Below are 20,129 nucleotides of genomic sequence, written 5' to 3'. Positions count from 1 at the left end.
GCCCCGCAAGTGTGCGGGGCTTTTGCTTGGGAGCCAGCTGTAGCTACCTTTCAATAAGAATATCTTCGAGCACCAGCATGTCCATTTTGGTGCGCAGAAAACAATTTAAAGCTTCTTCTGGTGTGTTCACAATGGGTTCATTTTCGTTGAATGAGGTGTTCAGCAATATGGGAACCCCGGTTTTTTCATAAAAATTATGGATCAGCCCGTAATATTTCGGTTCTATTTCCTGTTCAACGCTTTGTAGTCGGCCGGTGCCGTCAACATGGGTTACAGCGGGTATTTTGGCACGTTGTTCTTCCTTAATCAGAAATACTTTTTCCATAAAGGGGACATCGTCTACCTGTTCAAAGTAATTGGGGATATGCTGTTTTAAGATCGAAGGTGCAAACGGCCTGAAAGATTCTCTCCTTTTGATTTTAGCATTAAGAATTTCCTTGGCATCCTCACGTCTGGGGTCGGCAATGATGGAGCGATGGCCCAAGGCTCTCGGGCCAAATTCGGCACGGCCCTGGAACCAGCCAACTACGCCCGAGTTGATCAGGCAATCGGTTACCTTGCTAAAAAGCGCTTCGCCTTCAAGTTTTTGGTAGCTGATATTTTTTTGCTGGAGCAGGGCTTCTATGTCCTGGTTGCTGAAACGGCTGCCCAAATACCCGTGCAACATGGGGGCAGTTCTGGGCTGGCCCAATACCTGGTTGTAAACCCAAAGTGCCGCACCTATACAAGTACCGGCATCATGCCCGGCGGGCGGGATGTAAACTTTTTTAAAAGGTGTTTTTAATAAGATTTTACCATTGGCCACAGAGTTTTGTGCCACGCCGCCAGCAATGCAAACAGATTCCAGGCCAGTTTTCTGTTGAAGATGGGTAAGCAGGTGGTAAATTAGTTCTTCTGTGATTCTTTGTACGGAGGTAGCCCAATCTTTATGGACTTGGGTTAAAGGCTCGTCAGCTTTTCTGGCCGGACCAAATTCATTGATCAGCGTTTCGCTGTACAAGCTGTCCATTGCTGGAATTCCGCCTTCCCAAACCATGTTCACGCCTTTTTTAGGATGGTTGAAATATTTCAGTTCCAGTTCAAATAAACCGTTGTCCTTAAGTTTTATAACCTTCCGCAACTGTTCCAGATAACTCGGTTGGCCGTATGGCGCCAGGCCCATTACCTTGTATTCATCACCATAGTGCGGAAAACCGAGCCATTGTGTAAAAGTGGTATAAAACACACCAATGGAGTGCGGATAGGAAACGGTATCCAGTACTTCAATTTTGTTGCCTTTGCCAATACCGGTCATGGTACTGGTAAAATCGCCAAAGCCATCAATGGAAAGCAGGGCCGATTCTTCAAAGGAAGAAGCAAAGAACGCACTTGCCAAATGGCTTCTATGGTGTTCCACATTGTGGATTTTGGCTTTTAGCCCACCTGCTTTAAGGTTAAAGTGCTCCATAAATTCTTCTTCAATGGAAGCAGCTTTTTTCAGGTTCTTAACCCTGTTGATGATATTGCCCAGGTTTAACCTGTTTTTTAAAGCGGTTAATGCCTTTTTGCCCAAGTTGACTTTAGGATCCCTGGATATGGCAATATGGTCTATATCTTCGATATTGATTCCGGCTTCCTGCAAGCAAAATCTTATTGCTTCGATAGGAAATCCCGCCCAATGTTTTATCCGTCTGAAACGTTCTTCCTCCGAAGCAGCGATGAGTTGGCCATCTTTGTAAATACAGGCCGACGAATCACCGTGATAGGCGTTAATTCCTAAAATATACATATTCATTTGCTGTTAAATAACTGATTGCGAAGATATAACTAAAAATGAAAGATATATAGCAAAAAGGAGTAAAACTATAAGTTGTTATGCTGCTTGTTTAAGTGCTTGAGCCACACATATACAAGTAAGATAAGAATGGCATAAACTACCACGTTGAATAAGTCGTGGTGATCAATGGCAAACAGGGGTTTCCGCTTATCCCAATATAGCGACAATAAAATTAATCGTAAGGTATTCAGCAACTGAATAATTACTAGGCCCAATACAAGAAAACCATACCTGGCCCTAATACGGCCGGGAAAGGTTATCACAAAGGCACAAAAAACGCTCATAATGCCATAGCCCAAACAACTATAAACCATGGTAAAACCGTGCCTGCCAATCACCTTTAACTGGTAATCGTTGGTGTAAACCCGATAGTCCATCCAGCGCAATACCGTTGCGGAACTGTTGATGGTAAAGTTGCGCCACCAGTTGATATAGTTGAGGTGTTGGTCTAGAAATGGTACATATAGCCCTCCTTCGGCTGTAATGCCAATAAATGCAATGTTAAAACCGTAAAGCAACAGATACAGCAAAATGAAGTAAACAATAAACCTAAAGTAAGGTTCTGCCCAAAGGTTTTTACCTGTTTGAATAAGCTTATCCATTTTTATTGGCTTGGTTTAACTTTTCCGAGATCTTTATGTCAACAATTAGCCTGAACCAAAAACCTTGCAGGAAATGGAACAATATACCTGTTTTGCCATCTAAAAAACCCAATTGTAAGGTCATTCTGTAGCTAAAATAGATGAAAGGCCTAAAAAAGCGAGGTAGTTTCCACCATAGGCTCTTCAGGTAAGCTGTGCGTTGGTATGGGTGTCCAAACAGTTTTGGCTTAATGGTTTGTTTCCGAAGATTCAACATGCGTTCAATTTCTTCGTTGGCCACCAAATCGCTGTAACGGTTGTGCTTATCGATCCAAAAACGAATTTCGTTTTCCTTGAGATTTTCTTCAAGAATGTGCCCTTTTTTCCAAATGGCTGTATTTCCGCTAACAATAAACCGATGGTCCATATTTTCGTTAAGGTCAGAGTAGCCAATTCCATAACGAAACATTTTTAATTGGTATTTAGGGTAATAACCGCCGTGTTTAATCCATTTTCCTTTGAAGATATTCTTGCGGTTAAAATAGATTCCTTCTACATTATGATACGCTTCGTCGTCGAAATTAATTAGCAATTCGAGCAATTCAGGAGTAACCATCTGGTCAGCGTCTAAACCAATAATCCAAGGGGTTTGCACTTCAAAGTTCTTAAGGGCATAATCCCATTGTTTGGGATGGTTTTCAAAGGGATGATACTTCACATTGGCACCGAAACTTTCCGCAATTTTTAAGGTATCATCTGTACTTCCAGAATCCAGGATAAAGATTGGTGCATTTAACTGGGCGATAGAATTAAGCAAACGAGGAAGGTGTTGTTCTTCGTTGAAAGTTAAGATGATGAAACTAAATGCTGGGCTCATTAAATTGTGGCTCTAATCACCATTGATTTCCAAAGATAGGGTAATCTTCCACAACCTAGGAAGTGGGTTACCTTAAAGCCTTGTTCTTCTAGGAGTGTACTTAATGTCTTTTTTGACCATAATTTAATATGTCCACCATCCCAAAGAGGGCTGGCATGCTGATCCCATTTTCCTGTGATGGCAATAACTAGATTTTTGAGATAGCCATGATAGGGAGTTGAAAGAATAAGCTCTCCACCGCCATTTTTGAGGAGCACTCTTTTTGCAAAGGCGATAAAAGCACGTGGATCATATAGGTGTTCAATTACTTCGGTGGAAATGATGGTTTTGAATTCTTTGTCTTTTAGTTCAATAGGTAGATCATCAGAAGACAGATCCTGTACAAAAAAGTGATTAGGGTTTATACTGTTGGCCTGTTCAATACCATTACTGGAAGCATCGGTACCATAAACATCAAAGCCTTTCGCTATTAATTCATTAGCGAAAGCACCATTTCCACAACCTAAGTCTAGAATTGTGGAGGTGTTATTTAACAATGATACAATAGGTTGCCAGATATAATATTGTGTATGATCTGGTTGTGTATGGCTATAACCATATTCTTTATAAGTACTCATGATTCTCCTAATAAATGGCTGTACATGTCAATATATTTTTTCGCTAATGCAACTTCATCAAAATCTCGTTTAATTGTTGATGGAGCGTTAGCTCTAATTTGAGCACGTTTTTGAGTATTCCCAAAAGATTGAGAGATTGTTGTTGCTAATAGCTCAGGATCATTTGAGGTAATCCACCCCAAATTCTTTTCTTCTACATATTCTGCAACACCAGCATCCTTACTTACAATTACGGGAGTTCCTACGGCTAGGGCTTCGATGACTACATTGGCGAAATTTTCTTTATAGGAGGGAAGAACTAAAGCATCAGCGGAAGAAAGCAGGTTAAATTTCTGAATGTTATCAACATGGCCCACCCATCTAACTTTTGTGAAGATGTTCTTTTGCGCAGAAAGTTTCTTTAAGTTATCTACGTAAGCCAAGTCGCCATCACCGGCAATCGTGAGCTTCCAATTAACCGTTATTTGGCTTAAGGCTGAAAACAGATTTTCCAAGCCTTTTATTTCGTTGATGCGACCTAAAAAAAGCAACTGATATTCGCCATTTATTTTCCTCGCAGCAGGTTGTGCCGATGGGAGTTGGATGAAATTTGGGATAATTTGGGGCGATTTACCTGTAAACGCAAAAATATCAGCGTATTCTTGTTTGCTAGTGGCGTGATAAGCAATGCCTTTTAATAGGCTTTTGCCCAATAATTGATGAATCAGCCTTTTGGTTAGCGAATTTTTATGTTTAAGAGTGTAAGGGTTTAGCATCCCTCTAGGAGAAAGAACAACTTTTATCCCATACATTTTGGCGATCAAACACGAAAAAATAGACACTAAATTCCACCAAGCATGGATGTGTACGATCAACTCATTTTTACGGTCTGCTTTTTTCTCTTTAATAATCAGTTTGCGTAAAAAATAAAAAAGGGCAGGAGAAAAATGGGTATGATCTTTAGTTAGTCTTTTGAAATAAAAAACCTTTACGCCGTCAACTATTTGTTCAACACCAGTAGGAACATTTAATTCTGTTTTACCATTAGCGGTGGTCGTTAATACCATCACCTCCTGACCTGCCTTTACCAATGCTTCCGATAGTTTTGATACGGACATGGTTGGCCCTCCATAAACGTATGCAGGTTTATAGGCCGCACATATTTGAATGATTTTTAGTCTTGAGGTGTCCAGAGGATAAACGTTAGCGTGAACTTTTTTAAAACTGAAATAAATAAGAGGTTATTTGAATTTTATCCAAATAAAGTATACAGGCTCAATTTGGCATCTGTGCCGTTTGCATATTTCCTTTGGCCAAAACTTAAATTTTTCCTTAAACTACCCAAAATATTAGTGGCTTAAAGCGCCATTTTCTTCCTTGGCTAATTTGCTGTGTTTGTAGCCGTAAAAGAAATAGATCACTAAACCAACTGCCAACCATATTCCAAAGCCGATCCAGTTACTCAGTTCCAGTTCGCACATCATGTACAAACATGAAATTAAGCCCAATACTGGAATAAGTGAAAGGTTTTTACGGATGGATAGGTAGGTAATTATTGCGCAGATGATCAGGAAAATCCACATCGGGATTTTGTGTTTGAATAAATGCCATCCACTCTCATATTTCTTATGATAATCTACCGTTGATTTGCTCAGGAAGTTTTCATACTGCTCAGCATTGAGATTGCTCAAATAGGCTTCAGCATCAATTTGTTTGCCTTGGAGTACCACGGGGCTAGCGCTGATTTCCTGTTTGATGGTTGTTAATTCTTCACTGTTTAGAGAGGTAACGAAGGATACTGGATTAACTACTTTAGGTGTATTTGAGATAAAGCCCATTGTTTCCTTATTAAATTCTGTGAAGGCTAAAATAATTGCGCCTACAAAAAGTACAGGGATTACAAACTTTGCATTCACATAAGGAATTTTGAATTTGCCACGTTGTACATCGGGCCTGTTTTGAAGCACCAACACTCCTGCACATACCAGCACAAAGGCAAACAAGGTACCGATAGAACATAAATCTGTAACGGTGGTGAGGTTCATGAAAAGCGAAGGAATGGCTACCACAAAACCTACTACTACCGTAGAGAAAGAAGGGGTTTTATATTTTGGATGGATTTTAGAGAAAGATTTTGGCAATAGCCCGTCACGGCTCATGCTCATCCAAATACGAGGTTGCCCCATTTGGAAAACCAACAATACCGAGGCCATGGCAAATACCGCACTTACGGCAATAATGCCGCTCATCAGCTTTAGGTCTATTTGATCAAAAACGTAGGCCAAAGGATCGCCAACGGCCAAAGTGTTGTATTTTACAATTCCTGTTAACACCAGTGCGATAGCGATATAGAGAATGGTGCAAATTACAATGGCCCACATCATCCCCCTGGGTAAATCACGTTGTGGGTTTTTACATTCTTCGGCAGTGGTAGAGATGGCATCAAATCCAATGTAGGCAAAGAATACTGCCGATACGCCCTTCAGCACGCCCGAAATTCCGTTAGGTGCGAAAGGGTTCCAATTTTCGGTATCTACATAAAAGATACCTACTGCCAACACCAGTAAAATTACGGCAAGCTTTACAATTACCATGGCATTGCTGGCATTTCTGGATTCTTTCATCCCGCGGTAAACCAGCCAGGTAATGAAAATGATGATGGCCAGTGCTGGAATGTCGGCTACGAGGTGGAAACTACCAAGTTGAGGGGCGGTATTCCATGCGTTTGCGGCCACACGGGTGGCCTCGTCTATATTGCCCATGCTCTTGCCTGCATTTAACAGGGCTTCGGCATGTTTATGTCCATTGTAGGCGGTCAAATAGTCCATGCTGGCCCAGTCTGGCACGTGGATGCCGTTGATGCCCAGCGCCGGAATTTTAATGGAGGAGAGCAGGCCCGTAAAATAATCGGACCAAGAAATGGCCACCGTAATATTGCCTATGGCATATTCCATAATGAGCGACCAACCAATGATCCAGGCTACCAACTCACCAAAAGCTACGTAAGAATAAGTGTAGGCACTGCCTGATACGGGTACCATGGAAGCAAATTCTGCATAGGCAAAGGCTGCGAAACTACAGGCAACGGCCGTAAATATGAATAAGAAAATTACTGCTGGCCCTCCATCTGCGCTGGCTTTACCAATGGTACTGAAAATACCGGCACCTATGATTGCGGCAATCCCGAAAGCGGTAAGATCTCTAATTCCCAGGGTTTTGTGCAGCGAGGGCTCATGGTCGCCATAGCCTTTTGCGGCATCGGCTAATATTTTATTGACAGATTTTTTTCTGAACAGGTTTTTTAGCATGCGCTATTGTTTGATTGGTGATGTTTCAAACTTAAAAAAATAAATAGACTTCTTATTCATTCAGAAAGGAACGAAGAATCTAATTCGTCATTTTTTGTTATAAATCTACTCTTAGTCTAATTTTTCTAACTCAGTTTTTACAAAAGCTGCCAGCTCGTTGATATAAGCTGCACTAAAATCAAATTTGATTCCCGCAGTTTCGTAAATCTCGTTCATCGGCTTAGTATATCCTAGCGTCAGTGCATCAAGGTATTGTTGCAGGCCTTTCTGCGGGTTTTCTTTATAGTTTTTCCAAACAGCTATGGCGCCTAGTTGGGCAATGGCGTACTCGATGTAGTAAAATGGTACTTCAAACAGGTGCAGTTGTTTTTGCCAAACATTGCCAAATTGTTTTTCGTAGCCTTCCCAATTGGCAAAACCTGCCCCAAATCTTTGGTAAATCTGTTTAAAAGCCTCTTCTCTGTCGGCGGCATTGTGTTCTGGATTGGTGTAAATCCAGTGTTGGAACTGATCAATTATCGCCACCCATGGCAGGGTTTTCAGTACATCTACCAATTGTTCTTTTTTAGCCCTGATCAGGTCTTCTTCCTGGTCGAAATATACCGACCATTGGTCCATAGAAATCAGTTCCATGCTCATTGATGCCAGTTCGGCCACTTCTGATGGGCAGTGCTTGAAATCGTTAAGTTCCAGATTGGCCGTTAGGAAAGTATGGATGGCATGCCCGCCTTCGTGTACCATGGTGGTTAAATCACGGAAGGAATTGGCCGAGTTCATGAAAATGAATGGAGCACCTGTTTCGGCCAGGGGATAGTTGTACCCTCCTGGGGCCTTACCCATGCGGCTTTCTACGTCAAATAGTTGGTTTGCTTTCATGAGGGCTAGTTTTTCGCCCAGGGTAGGGTTTATCTGGTTGAAACATGCAATAGATTTGTCAATCAGCTCATCGCCATTTTGGAAAGGTTTTAACGCTGGTTTTCCAGTGGTGCTTACGTCCAAATCCCATGGGCGCAAATCATCTAAAGCTAGTGCTTGCCTACGTTTTTCGGCCTGTTCTCTTAAAATGGGAACAATTTCCTTTTCAATCGCTTCGGCAAAATCATAGCAGTCTTTAGGGCTATAATCAAAACGGCCAAGTGCTTGAAACATATAATCGCGATAGTTTTCAAAACCAGCATTTAAAGCCACTTGATGGCGTAATTTCACCAATTCATCAAAAAGAATGTTCAATTGGTCTTTGTCTACCAGTCTTCTTTGTTGAATGGTTTCCCAAGCATCCTGACGAACACTTCTATCGGTATCTTTGAGGAAATTTCCAGCTTGTTCCAAGGTATATTCCTGCTGGTTAAGCGTTACGCTCATGGCTCCGGTTACGCCTTGGTATTGTTGTTGTTTTACCTGTAGTTCGGTGAATAGGGGGATATTTTCTTCCCTAAATAATTCCAAAGCTTTGCGTACGCTCCGTAGGTAAACGAAATATTTTTGCTGGTCCAATTGTTCCACGAAAGGACTTTCTACCAATTTCTTATTGAGCTGGTTGGCAATGGGGGCTATTTTTGGCTCAATTTCGGTAGCAAAGTACTGAAAATCTTTAACCAGTTGCTGGTTGGCGGTATCGCAACTCATTTTGATGTAGCGCCATGCAAAATCTTCTTCTAATGCTGCTTCAAGCTCGCTTTTATTGCGTAGCCATTGTTCTAAATCGTCTTTATTGTCGATATTTCTGTTTTGCAGTTCCTCAAATATAGGGGATAGGTTTTCCCATTTGATTTCGAGATTTTGTGGGATATATGTTCTTGTTTTTTTGATGATGGTGCTCATGGTATGGAATGTTGTATTGCTTTGAACGTAAATTGGGGTTAAATGTTTTGTGAGCGTTCTTTAACTTGGGGGCTGTTTAAAAAATAGCCGATTAATTTTTGAGCAGGCTATCTCTAAGCTCGATACTTTTCTTTTCCACTACATGGTAAAATGGGTAGCTAACCAGGTAAATCAGGGCTATTGTAGCGATGTACTGTAGGTAGACAGATGAAATGGCGAGTTTCTTGAAAAGCATCATGCAAAAATGGATTACCAAGGGATGTACCAAGTATATGGAGTAAGCCATTATAGCGGTTTGGTGTATAAATTTCGATTTGGCTAGTTTCACCGTAGATGAATAATAGGAAAAAAGTAGCCAACAGCCAATGGAAATATTTGCCAAGGCAAGTCCGAAACTCCAGGTATAGATGTTTTCATATTTGCTTATGAGATAAAATACCACAATCATTGCGGCAAAGGAAGTGAGCAGCTGCCAATTTTTTGCCTTGACCAGCATTTTTTTAACTTGTACGAGATAGGCAAGCACTACGCCCGTGGCCAAACTGTCGATATGTAAAAATGAGGCCGTTTTATAAAAACCAAATTCACCTCCTTCGTGATAAAATAATATACGCAGGAAGGTGGGGAAAATAGCGAGTAAAATCCAACAGTAAAATTGGGCTTTTTTAGATTTTATTCCCCATATCAGCAAAGCAAATAGGAGGTAAAAATGCTCTTCTACTGCCAAAGACCATGAAACCAGAAAGTAGGGTATTTCTTTATAAAAGTTTTGTATAAGAAGCAGAAATCCGAAATCAAAATTCTCTTTTCGGGCAATGTAAACAGACAGCCAAGAAACCAATAACATGATAAGATATGGCGGATAGGTGCGCAAAAACCTAGATAACCAAAACCTGGAAGGCTTAACCTGCTCTTTTTTGTAGTATATCCCGCCAATTAGGAAGCCGCTTAACACGAAAAAGATAGTTACCCCATGGTGCCCTAAATAAAATAATGTTCTATTGGTAAACAGGTTTCCTGCAAGCATTTGGGTAACATGGTAGTATAGCACCAAAATAATGGCAAAGGCCCTGATAAGATCGAGGTTTGGTATACGGTTTTGAGACATGGTTATTTTAGCGTTTCTTCTTTTGGAGTAGAGCTTTTTTAATGATCAATTTCTATGGTCTACTTTCCAACCAATCAAAATGTTTTTTAAATAGATAAATGGTAGCAAACGCAATAAGCGAATACATTACAATAGAACCTAGAATTTTTTCAGAAGCCATTTCCAGTCCATAGAACTGAAAATAGAAAGGAATGCAGAATGCCCAATAGTATAAATCATTTATACCACTCTGAGATAACTTCTTCAGGAGCCAGCCTATAAAGAGTCCCAATATTATTATAGGGATCACAAATAAATAACTTCCAAAATCAACATAGCTTTCTGCCATGTAACCCAAACTAATAGAGGTACCTTGCTCTGCGCTAGCCAATAAAAGTCCCGTATATTCCATGGTCTTTTGAGAATCATCAATTTCTTTTTTATTCGGGAAAAACAAACGTGGTTGTGCTATATGTCTTAAACTTTCCATCCACAACATTCCGTTTGTGTGCGGACGATTATTTGGCACATATACAATCGATTCTGCAAAAAAATCTATATAGGAAATTCTATCTATGGTGTTATTGATCACTTTCTGTTCACTTTGAGAGGTTTCGGAAACTAAATCAGTTATCTTATCGTAGGCTTCTACAAAATCTACCGTTACAGATTGGCTTTTTTCGCCACCAGAAAGAAAGTTCCGATAATCTCCTTTGATGCTTTGCCAGGTGAAAATTAAGATAACGCTCAATCCTCCAAAGATAAAAAAGTACTTTGCCCTGATTTTTAAATAGTAGAAATCTAAAATGAGGAAGGCAATTAGAGTAACAAACAAGGCACTTTTAAATGTCGAAAAATACGACAGCATACTAACTATTACTTCCATTGCTACTACGCTGATAAAGTAATATTTCTTTTTTTGTTTCATGCTGGCGTAAACAACTAAAAAAAGAATACTCCATTTTAAAACGGATAGTTTATATACGAGCTGAAAAATCCCGCTGAGCTGACTCAAGGTGCCGGCTAAAAGCTCTATGAGCATAAAAGCGGCATATACGAAGAGTAATTTTTTTATATCGAGCTTAACTGGATTTACAGAGAAATTCTTTTTGGGCACAAAAACATATATGCTGCAACTTAAAAGAATAAGGCCAATGCAATTCAATCGCAATGCTTCTGCCAAATCTGCCTCAGCACTGTAATTGTTAAGTTCATTGAGCGAAATCTGATTTACCTCAGCAAAAAACACTTTAATAGTAGCCTGTAGCGCATGGTAACAAAGCGTAAAGAAAACTACAGGTTGTTTAATCAGAAATAGATTGGTTATAATGGCAAATGTTAAAATGCTATAACATATTTCAAAAATATTTTTACCAGATCCTAGGGCTACCAGCAAAATTAAAATAATCGCAAATATTATATTTAAACGATTTAGAAGTGCTTTTTGGTTAGTTGGTGTCAAATTTAAAATGAGATATTTGTATGCTAATTTTTAGCGGCAATTAGATTTTCGTATTCCTTTGTACATTTTTCAGAAGTGAAATTGTTTAGGATGAAGGTTTGGGCGTTAGACCCAATTTTTTTTCGGAGTGATTTATCGCTAAGCAAATGGTCTAAAATCTGTGGTAATTCTCCCGTATTGCTTAATTTAAATAGAAAACCTGTTTCGCCTGGTACAATAATTTCCTTGAAACTATCGATATCTGAAGCTATAATTGGTATCCCAAATGCGCCAGCCTCAATAATGATCCTGCCAAATGATTCGGACAAACTTGGAAATAGAACTATGTCCAGCTGTTGGTATATTTCTAATCTGTTTTTTACATAGCCCATCCAGTTCACCTTGTTCTTAAGGATATCTGGCATATTCAATTTTAGCGATCTGGCATATTCTCCATGATCGTCTCCATAAATATATAGCTGGTAGGGCTCAGTTACTTTCACCAATTCATCAAAAATAAAATCGAAGCCTTTTTCAGCATGTATTTGTCCTACTATGCCAATACGGGCAACTTCATTTTCTAAATGATTTAGAACGGTTTGACCCCTAAATTCTGGATCGATTGGGCTAGGTATGATTTTGATTTTTGCGGGCGGAACATTTAATTCTAGCAGCGTTTTTCTTACTGTTTGGCTAGGGCACACAAAATGATGTATTTTGTTTGATAGGAAGTTATATAGTTTGAAATTTTTTTGGCTTATAGTAGGATTATTGTGTTCCAGGTAGATATTTTTTAAACCTTTAAGCAAAGGATAAACCATTATAAAAGTTCTGTAACTAGAATGGAATATACAATTTGGTTTAAAATTTTTGATGATCTTTTTTACTTGTAGAAAAGCTTTTGGGTAATTAACTAAACTATCTAGGGTCCAAAATGGTTTGGTTATAAAGATAAAACCTAATTTTATGTCTTGATATGGAATGCCATATTGTCCAAGTCTTTGAATAAAATCACCATCATTCCAACTACTTACAATGACAAATACATGGTATCCTTTTAGGTGTAAATCCCTGATCAGGTTTAAGGTAGTAATTTCCGCTCCAGCAACATAACTGCCTCCAACCATAAATAAAATGTTTTTATTGGAGCTCATGCAATTGTTGGATAATAACTGCAACTTGCTGTTCGAATGACCAATTCTTGATGATCTGGGAGGAATGCAATCCAAACTGTTGCAATTGGTTTTTATCTTTTGCCATAATTTTTAGTGTCTCGGTTAGAGAAGATAGATCACCTGACCTAAATATCTTTCCATTTTTTGCGGTTACTAAATCCACCGCACAGCCCACTTTATCCGATGCGAGTATTGCTTTGCCTGCGGCCATGGCTTCGTTAATGGCTAGCCCCCAAGTTTCACTGTTTGAAGGCAAACAAAACAGGTCACAGGTTTGATAAATGACGGGTAAGTAAGTTTGATTCTGGAAATCCATGAAAATGATTCGCTTATCATCGTTTGCCAGTACTTTTAAAAGTTCCTCTTGAGGACCATTACCAACCAATAAAAGCTTTATGTTTTTTGAGTTGGAATCGATTAGTTTAAATGCGTTGATTAATATCGTAAGATTTTTAACCGCTTCAAATTTACCAGCATATAATATTACTACATCGTTAACCCTAATGCCTAACTTTTTTTTCAGCGCTGAAACGGCGTTAAATTGTGCTATCCCAAATCTTTTATTGTCAACAGCGTGCGGTGAAAAAATAAGCTGATTTTCTTTAAGACCAAATTTTTTAAAGTAAGCTTTACTATTGGTGCCTACATAAAACGCTTTATCAAGATGAGAAAATACCCACGTTAGATAAACTTTTTTTAAAATCGATTTTAGGCTGTTTTTCTCATTTAATAATGTCGAATCGCCTCGAAACCAGACAGGTACTTTCCCCTTGAAATGCCGTAAAGTGAGTAGATGGCTTTTGTAGCTATATCCGTGCACCAGAATTGCATCAGGTCCAAATCTCTTTATTTCATTAATAATGGTAGGATTAACAATCCCTTTAGTATGATGGGAACCCGGTTCAGCTGAAATGTTTTCCACAAATTCGAAATCGTAGCCTTCCAGAAGCGGAATGTCCCATTCAATGGTTTTTTCGAAACCAGGATCATATCTACTTGTTAACCACGCTTTACCCCACGTATAAAAAACCTTCAAATGGCATTTTTGCGCCAGCATTTGGAAAACGGGCACATAATACTGTATGGGATGTGTGATCACAATGGCAAGTCTCTTCATTTGTTTCTTTTCTGAAGTAGATGATAGGCCCTGACCTCAAAAATATAATAGCTGGCGTAAGATATTGGGATCAGCAAAATCGAGCTAACGATGAAATTAATTATGGCCAATTTGAAATCTCCGTGCTTAGATAGATTTTTAATCAGATAATTTCCTATGATGATATGTACAAGTCCGTGCCACAAATAGAAACTATAAGATATTTTTCCTATGAAGCTAAATAGTTTGTTGTCTACGAGTTTTTTAAGAAAGTTGTTCAGCGTTAGGCATATATATATTAACCCAGCAAAACCCATCGACATAAGGTTGTAGCCCACTATCTTAATTAAGTTCCTATACGCTCCTCCATGTTGCAGAATGCTATCGGTAAGAAAAAACCGGCCTGTATATGCCATTATTGCGAAAACTACAACCAATAGGTTCGCATTTAACTTTGGAACGTAGCCTAACAAGAATAACCTGCCAATAATGATGCCCCATAAAAACTCAAAATACCTGAAAATGATTTGATCTGTTAAAAAATCAGATTTACTGCCCAATATAAGTACGGATACTATGGAGATTAGGAGAAAAATGATTGTAATAAGCGAGATTGTTCTGTTGAAGCCCAACTTATTTTGATAAATAAGCAAGATTGGAATGATCAGGTAAAATTGCCACTCGGTTCCCAGTGACCACATAAAGCCTTCTGCATTATACGGGGATATGGAATTTAGATAAAAAACACTGGTTAAAAATTTAAGTATATTTTGTAATCCGCTGGAATGGCTAAATATGAGAATATAGACCAGCGTGCAAAAATAGAAGACGGGCGATAGGCGTTGCCATCTCTTTACTAAAAATCCAAAAAAATTATTGCTTGAAAAGCTACTGGACTTAGCATAAAAGTAGTACATGCAGAAACCACTAATGACGAAAAATAAATCAACTCCGTTCCCAACAATATTAATGGGCATGAGTATATCCATATTATGGAAATATACCTTGGGTTGCCCATGTATCGTCCATATATGTATCCACAGTACACCCAAGGCGGCTATTGCTCTAAAGCTATCTAGTACACGAATTCTATTGGGTAGTTCGCTCAAGCCTTATGATTTATTGAAGAAGTAAAATAGCATTTGGAAGCTTAAGTTAGGATAGCGAAGAAGAAACTTCAGTGCTCGTTTTTTTGGCTTATCGCCCTATCAAATAAAATACATTGCCGTTTCGTCATTTCTTTGGCTGTATAGGGAAAGAAATTTTCGCGGTTTAATTTGTATTTTACCTCAGTAAATTGCTGTAGGAAAGATTTTATTTTTTTTTCCTTGGTTTCATCAGATTCCTGAAAAGTTACCACTGTGGCATTGCTACATTTTCGTAGAATTTCAACTACCGAGCTGTTTTCGTGGAAGATAGCCAGCAGTGGTTTTTCCAATAGGAGGTAAGGGTAAATTTTCGAAGCCGTATATTTTTCATCGTTAGAGCCACAGATAAATAAAATATCCATATCTGCCAAGGTATTAATTGCTTGATAGAAAGGTATTCTGTCAGGGTCTTCGTTGATGTAATTTCCCAGTTTTAGCTGATCCGCCAGTGGCGCAATTGTTTTTTTGCCTTGTCCAGATGGAGCATAACTGGTTCCAATGAAATTAAAGTAGAACTGATCGAAATACTTATAGTCCTCTTTCAGGGCTTTAGCAAAAACCTGAAACAAGATACGTACGGCATCTTGCATGTCGTAGCCACCACGACCAATATAACCTACTTCTATTTTACCCTTTCTTTTTAATACTGAGGGGTATTTGTTTAGGTTGGTTTTGGCAATCTCTATATCTTCTTCGAAAGCACCAAAGGTAATGGTAGTATAAGGTACATTTAATGCATATCTTTTAATTAAATCTCTATTATATTGCCCTGATACCGCAATTAGCCCGTCAACTTTACGCATTGCAATTGGTTCTAGATATTTATTTAGCCGATAGGAAAACCAATATTTAGGAGGGCGTTCATTTTTTTGCTTGTTCTCGTAATAGTCGGTGTGCCAAGGGTCTTGCATGTCGATTACATAAGGAACCTGAAATTTTTTTTTCCAGTAGGCCCCTAAAATACATATTGGAAACTCAGTAGTTGAAAAATAAATCAGATCAAAGTGCCCTTTCCTCAACAGCTGATTCACTTTTCTTTTGTAAAACCATATACTACGTAAAGCCAGGCTTCCCAGTCCTATTTTGCTCGTATACTTTTTATTAAAAGCACTTACATAATGAATTTTAGTACTTTTTGGAATACTTTCTAACAATAGCTCGTCTATACTACCTTCATAATACTTGGGGTCGCAACTAACAACTTCTGCTTCCCAGCCCATATCCATGAAATAGGGCAGGCTCATACGTATCCTTTGCATATCGGCGGCATTTGCAGGAGCGAAATAAGGTGATATAATCAGTATTTTTTTCATGGATTTTTGAAAAGACTCAGAAGTGTATGCTTTTCTACGTCCCAATTTAAAGTTTTGGCCACCTCTATTGAGGCGCTTTTAGCTTTATGTAGTTTTTCTCTTTGGTTGTGTAGTATTTTGAGCTTTTCTGCAATTTCTTCTGGTTTGTTTAGATCTATTAAACTTCCTATGGACGAGTACTTTTCTAGCAAGTGCTGCTGCGCCGAAGTTGTTGAAGCTAAAATGGCCAATCCTGCCTGGATATAGCTAAAAACTTTATTGGAAAGAGCGATATCATTATTGAGATCTCTTCCTGTTTCAGTAGCCAGGCCTATATCAAAATCAGATAGTTTAATGTTTAATTCTCTAGAAAATATAGGTTTATGGAATAAAATGGAATGCTTTTTCTCGATTAACAGGTCTTCGAAAAATACTTTGTTTGTTTTGTCGCAATTCCCGATCAAATTTATTTCTAGGGAAAAATCTCGTATTAAATTTAAAGCGGATATGAATTCTTCCAAGCCTCTTTTTTTTCCGATGGTTTGGGAAAACCAGACCAGTTTTAACGGTTTGTCGTTGTTAATTGAAATTTGACGCCTGAATTCACTATTTGGAAACACATTGTTGATGGTGACAAATTTTTGCTGTGGATATAGGGTAACATATTTTTCATTTATTAGCGGGCTTGCGCTGGTAACAAACTTTGCATTTGGGATATATCTGTTTTCGAGGCAAATATCAATTTCCTGCTCTCTACATGCCTGTTGATACTGGCCCCGGTGATAATCTTCAGCATCAAACGAGTAACTTGCCCGGTGGTATTTTGCCGATTTGGCAGCCAAAGGAAGGGCTCCTAAGTTATGGGCAATATAGTGATCTGCCCTTTCTTTCCTTAAGCGTTTGGCGATATTTGAATAGGCCCGATATTTATAGTGTTCTAAATATAAATTGGTATGATTTGCCAGATATTGAAGTAGTTTAAATTTTATCTTATTTAGCAGAAAAATAAGCCGGCGTTTGTAGGGAGTGCCACCAACGAGCTCGTATTCCCACGGTACATTTTTTAACAATTCCTTATCTGTTTCGAGCGCCCAGTCGGTCCAAAATTGATAATATACCTTCACTTTGAACCCTGCCTCAGCCAAGGCATTGGCTTCTTTTACCAACCGTGGGTTTGTGCTTGGCTGACCAGTAGTTAAGATGTGGATTTTTTTTTGATCTAATCCCATCTTGAAGAGGCCCTAAGAGGCGATTTTTCCTTGATAAACAGAAAATCAGATTGATTTAACGCTTTATCAAAAGGTCGGCGCATTAAACTGGCAATATCATATATTACAAAGCCTTGTTGGGCCATAAACTGAACAATTTCATGGGCTAGGGGTGCCCCTTTGTAGATATTCAGAAATGAAACTTCTATTAGGACAAATTCAACACTTTTTAAGGTGTTTAGCGCTCCCTTTAAAACGTCTAGCTCGGCGCCCTGAACATCTATTTTAACAAAATCTGGCTTTTCAAATTCTGTATTCGTTAACAGGTCGTCTAGTCGTTGGGTTTTTAATCTAACTACTTTGGCATTTGTTTCGTTGTCCTCTTTGTATACGGAACTAGCCGTTTCGTATTCGTTAAATTCTACTTCTTTTATTACATCCGATAGCAGCGCTATTTTGAAGTCGATACTTTGATTAGATTTTTCCTTTACCTTATTTAAGTAAATGCTTTTGCCTTCTTGTGCTTCCAGCATAAGAATTTTAGTGTTTGGAAAATACTTTTTAAAATCTATGGCCCAAGTTCCTTCATATGCGCCGATATCTATTACCAACCGGGGTGATACGCCCATTTTTTTTAGATGTTCAAAGCAATTCTGCTGATTTGGTACGCCTAAATCAAATTTGATTTTATCGATAACATTATTTGGTAATAATTTAGAAATTAGTTTTTTTAACATATTTAGCTTGTTAGATAATGCGGTATTGGTAATGGCTTTTATAAAGCATTAAGTACTTTTCTGCTATGGCTGTGCTTGAAAATCTCTCTTCCGCATCTTTCCGCACATTGGATCGGCTTATTTTTTCAATGTTATTGATCGCATGGACAAGACTGTCTACATTGGCGTGCTTAAAGCCATTTACGCCATCAATAACAACCTCATTTACCGCTCCTTTTGAGGTGCCAATTACGGGTGTGCCACACGCCATAGCTTCGGCCATTACGATGCCAAAAGGCTCATTCCACTCAATGGGCATTAAAAATGCCAGGGCATTTTGGAGCAAGATATTTTTTTGTCTATCATCAACGGATCCCATATAGGTAATATCCGCATCAAGATGCGGCTCCACCTCTTCTTTAAAATACCATTGATATTCCGAAGGTATATTACCAGCTATTATTAGCTTTTTGCGGCTGGCCTTTGCAAGTTTGATCGCATTATGAGTGCCTTTTATGGGCTCTATTCTTCCCAAAAAAACCAAGGGCGAATTGTTTTCGGCAGTTGGGGCAAAGTCAAACTTCTTCAAATCAACACCATTATAAACCGTGGTAGTTGGAGCAAATGGTTTGATCTGATCGCTTATATAGTCACTGCATCCGGTAAAATGTAAATTTTTCCAAAAGGCAAGCTTGTTTATCTTTTTAATTTGGGAGATGGTAGGTTCTCGCTGGTAAGACATGATGCATTTTGCTCCAAATGGCAATATTAGGCCTAAATAGGCCAAACGTGAAAAACTATGCACAATATCAAATCTGTGTATTAGGTGCTCCTTGGTCAGGAAAACGGTATTCTTAAGCGTATCAAGCTTATTTTGGGAGTTTTTGCCAGGCCAAATTTTTAACTCACAGTCGTTTCGGGAATTTTCGTTGGCAAATAAAAAAACCTGATGTCCTTTTCTTAGATATTCTGTTACTAGAAAATCGACAATGCGTTCTATACCTCCATAATGAAGCGGTGGAACAGCTATTTCGGGGTCAACGGTTAAGGCAATTTTCAAAATCTAATAAGTATAATTAATTACAATGATCAATAAGATAGCATTGGTTATTTATTGTTGATATAAGGCCAAGTACTTTTTTGTTTACCCGCTATGTGATATAGAATTTTTTTTATACCTCGATGGAAAATAGTATGATAATGAAAAATCCACTTTTGGATTTTATTTGGGGCAGTTATGTTATGCTTATCAAATATATAAAGAAAATCTTTTTGCCATTTACCTTTGTAAATAGCGTCTTTTTGCACAGATTTTGATTCGGATTGGAACCGAAATACGCCGCCAAAATAATTCAATATCTTTGTTTTATTTGGTTTTAATATTCGCATCCACAACTCATAGTCAATTGCACACTCAATACTTTCATCAATATTTTGGTGTATTTTTTTTCTCCAAAAAGTGGTATGGGAGGGTATAATACCACCAAATCTGAGATTGAATTTATTTATTGGCCTACCAAAATCTTTGTGTATAAACTTACTCTCGTGGACAAAGGAAATACTATTGCTAGAAACTAAATCTATATTGGGGTTTTTGGAAAAAGCTATAGCGGTATGAAATAAAATCCCTTCCAGGTAGTAGTCGTCACTATTAATCCATCCTATAATTTCTCCACTACATTTTTCAAAACCTTTATTGATGGCATTAGCTTGTCCGTTGTCGGGTTCACTTATCCAGTACTTTATGCTATCTTCATATTTTTTTATAATTTCAACAGTATTGTCTGTACTCCCGCCATCAATAATAATATATTCTAGGTTTGGGTAGTTTTGGTTTAAAACGGATAAAATCGTTTCCTCGATAAATTGCCCTTGGTTATAACTTGGGGTAACAATTGAAATTTTAGGCCAATCACTTTGAACATTATAGATATTTGGCTCTACTGGATTACTAAATGGCCACATGG

At 38.4% G+C, this 20,129-nt stretch carries 17 protein-coding genes; all 17 read right to left on the bottom strand.

Features of this window, described 5'->3' with window-relative positions; translation table 11 throughout:
* Positions 1-43: 43 nt before the first annotated feature.
* The gene (locus tag DUT71_RS07210; RefSeq protein WP_113661864.1) at positions 44-1,768 is read right to left on the bottom strand and encodes a carbamoyltransferase family protein; all 1,725 of its coding nucleotides are present in this window, start codon (positions 1,766-1,768) and stop codon (positions 44-46) included.
* A gap of 74 nt (positions 1,769-1,842) precedes the next feature.
* Positions 1,843-2,418: an exosortase Y gene (xrtY, locus tag DUT71_RS07205; RefSeq protein WP_113661863.1), complete on the bottom strand. Its 576-nt coding sequence runs from the start codon at positions 2,416-2,418 to the stop codon at positions 1,843-1,845.
* Positions 2,411-3,274: a glycosyltransferase family 2 protein gene (locus tag DUT71_RS07200; protein ID WP_113661862.1), complete on the bottom strand. Its 864-nt coding sequence runs from the start codon at positions 3,272-3,274 to the stop codon at positions 2,411-2,413. The genes xrtY and DUT71_RS07200 overlap by 8 nt, the downstream gene beginning before the upstream one ends.
* Entirely contained in the window at positions 3,274-3,891 is a 618-nt protein-coding gene (locus DUT71_RS07195; RefSeq protein ID WP_113661861.1) for a class I SAM-dependent methyltransferase, read from the bottom strand. The genes DUT71_RS07200 and DUT71_RS07195 overlap by 1 nt, the downstream gene beginning before the upstream one ends.
* Positions 3,888-5,039 (bottom strand): XrtY-associated glycosyltransferase XYAG1, encoded by a 1,152-nt coding sequence (locus tag DUT71_RS07190; RefSeq protein WP_394341139.1) that lies wholly within the window; start codon positions 5,037-5,039, stop codon positions 3,888-3,890. The genes DUT71_RS07195 and DUT71_RS07190 overlap by 4 nt, the downstream gene beginning before the upstream one ends.
* A 180-nt stretch (positions 5,040-5,219) precedes the next feature.
* The gene (locus tag DUT71_RS07185) at positions 5,220-7,178 is read right to left on the bottom strand and encodes an amino acid permease (RefSeq protein ID WP_113661859.1); all 1,959 of its coding nucleotides are present in this window, start codon (positions 7,176-7,178) and stop codon (positions 5,220-5,222) included.
* A 111-nt stretch (positions 7,179-7,289) separates the two neighbouring features.
* Positions 7,290-8,999, bottom strand: a complete 1,710-nt coding sequence (locus DUT71_RS07180; protein WP_113661858.1) for a M3 family oligoendopeptidase — start codon at positions 8,997-8,999, stop codon at positions 7,290-7,292.
* A 91-nt stretch (positions 9,000-9,090) separates the two neighbouring features.
* Positions 9,091-10,107, bottom strand: coding sequence for an acyltransferase family protein (locus DUT71_RS07175; protein WP_113661857.1), 1,017 nt, complete (start codon positions 10,105-10,107; stop codon positions 9,091-9,093).
* Between the two features lie 52 nt (positions 10,108-10,159).
* Positions 10,160-11,548: a hypothetical protein gene (locus DUT71_RS07170; protein WP_113661856.1), complete on the bottom strand. Its 1,389-nt coding sequence runs from the start codon at positions 11,546-11,548 to the stop codon at positions 10,160-10,162.
* Positions 11,549-11,571: 23 nt separating this feature from the next.
* Complete coding sequence (locus tag DUT71_RS07165; RefSeq protein ID WP_113661855.1) at positions 11,572-12,681, bottom strand: glycosyltransferase family 4 protein; 1,110 nt, start codon at positions 12,679-12,681, stop codon at positions 11,572-11,574.
* A complete protein-coding gene (locus DUT71_RS07160; protein ID WP_113661854.1) occupies positions 12,668-13,819 on the bottom strand; it encodes a glycosyltransferase family 4 protein in 1,152 nt (383 codons plus the stop codon). Before DUT71_RS07160 ends, DUT71_RS07165 begins: the two co-directional genes overlap by 14 nt.
* Positions 13,816-14,907: an acyltransferase family protein gene (locus DUT71_RS20590; RefSeq protein WP_113661853.1), complete on the bottom strand. Its 1,092-nt coding sequence runs from the start codon at positions 14,905-14,907 to the stop codon at positions 13,816-13,818. The genes DUT71_RS07160 and DUT71_RS20590 overlap by 4 nt, the downstream gene beginning before the upstream one ends.
* 68 nt (positions 14,908-14,975) lie before the next feature.
* Positions 14,976-16,259, bottom strand: a complete 1,284-nt coding sequence (locus tag DUT71_RS07150) for a glycosyltransferase (RefSeq protein ID WP_240186873.1) — start codon at positions 16,257-16,259, stop codon at positions 14,976-14,978.
* On the bottom strand, positions 16,256-17,467 hold the full coding sequence (locus DUT71_RS07145) for a glycosyltransferase family protein (protein ID WP_113661852.1): 1,212 nt from the start codon (positions 17,465-17,467) through the stop codon (positions 16,256-16,258). Before DUT71_RS07145 ends, DUT71_RS07150 begins: the two co-directional genes overlap by 4 nt.
* Positions 17,458-18,183, bottom strand: a complete 726-nt coding sequence (locus DUT71_RS07140; protein ID WP_113661851.1) for an FkbM family methyltransferase — start codon at positions 18,181-18,183, stop codon at positions 17,458-17,460. The genes DUT71_RS07145 and DUT71_RS07140 overlap by 10 nt, the downstream gene beginning before the upstream one ends.
* Positions 18,184-18,193: 10 nt before the next feature.
* Complete coding sequence (locus DUT71_RS07135) at positions 18,194-19,222, bottom strand: glycosyltransferase (RefSeq protein ID WP_240186872.1); 1,029 nt, start codon at positions 19,220-19,222, stop codon at positions 18,194-18,196.
* A gap of 47 nt (positions 19,223-19,269) precedes the next feature.
* The gene (locus tag DUT71_RS07130) at positions 19,270-20,127 is read right to left on the bottom strand and encodes a glycosyltransferase family 2 protein (RefSeq protein WP_113661849.1); all 858 of its coding nucleotides are present in this window, start codon (positions 20,125-20,127) and stop codon (positions 19,270-19,272) included.
* Positions 20,128-20,129 lie beyond the last annotated feature (2 nt).

Origin of the sequence: Pedobacter nanyangensis, from assembly GCF_003313505.1 — a bacterium.
Classification (GTDB): domain Bacteria; phylum Bacteroidota; class Bacteroidia; order Sphingobacteriales; family Sphingobacteriaceae; genus Pedobacter; species Pedobacter nanyangensis.
This window is presented reverse-complemented; position numbering and strand designations above follow the sequence as displayed.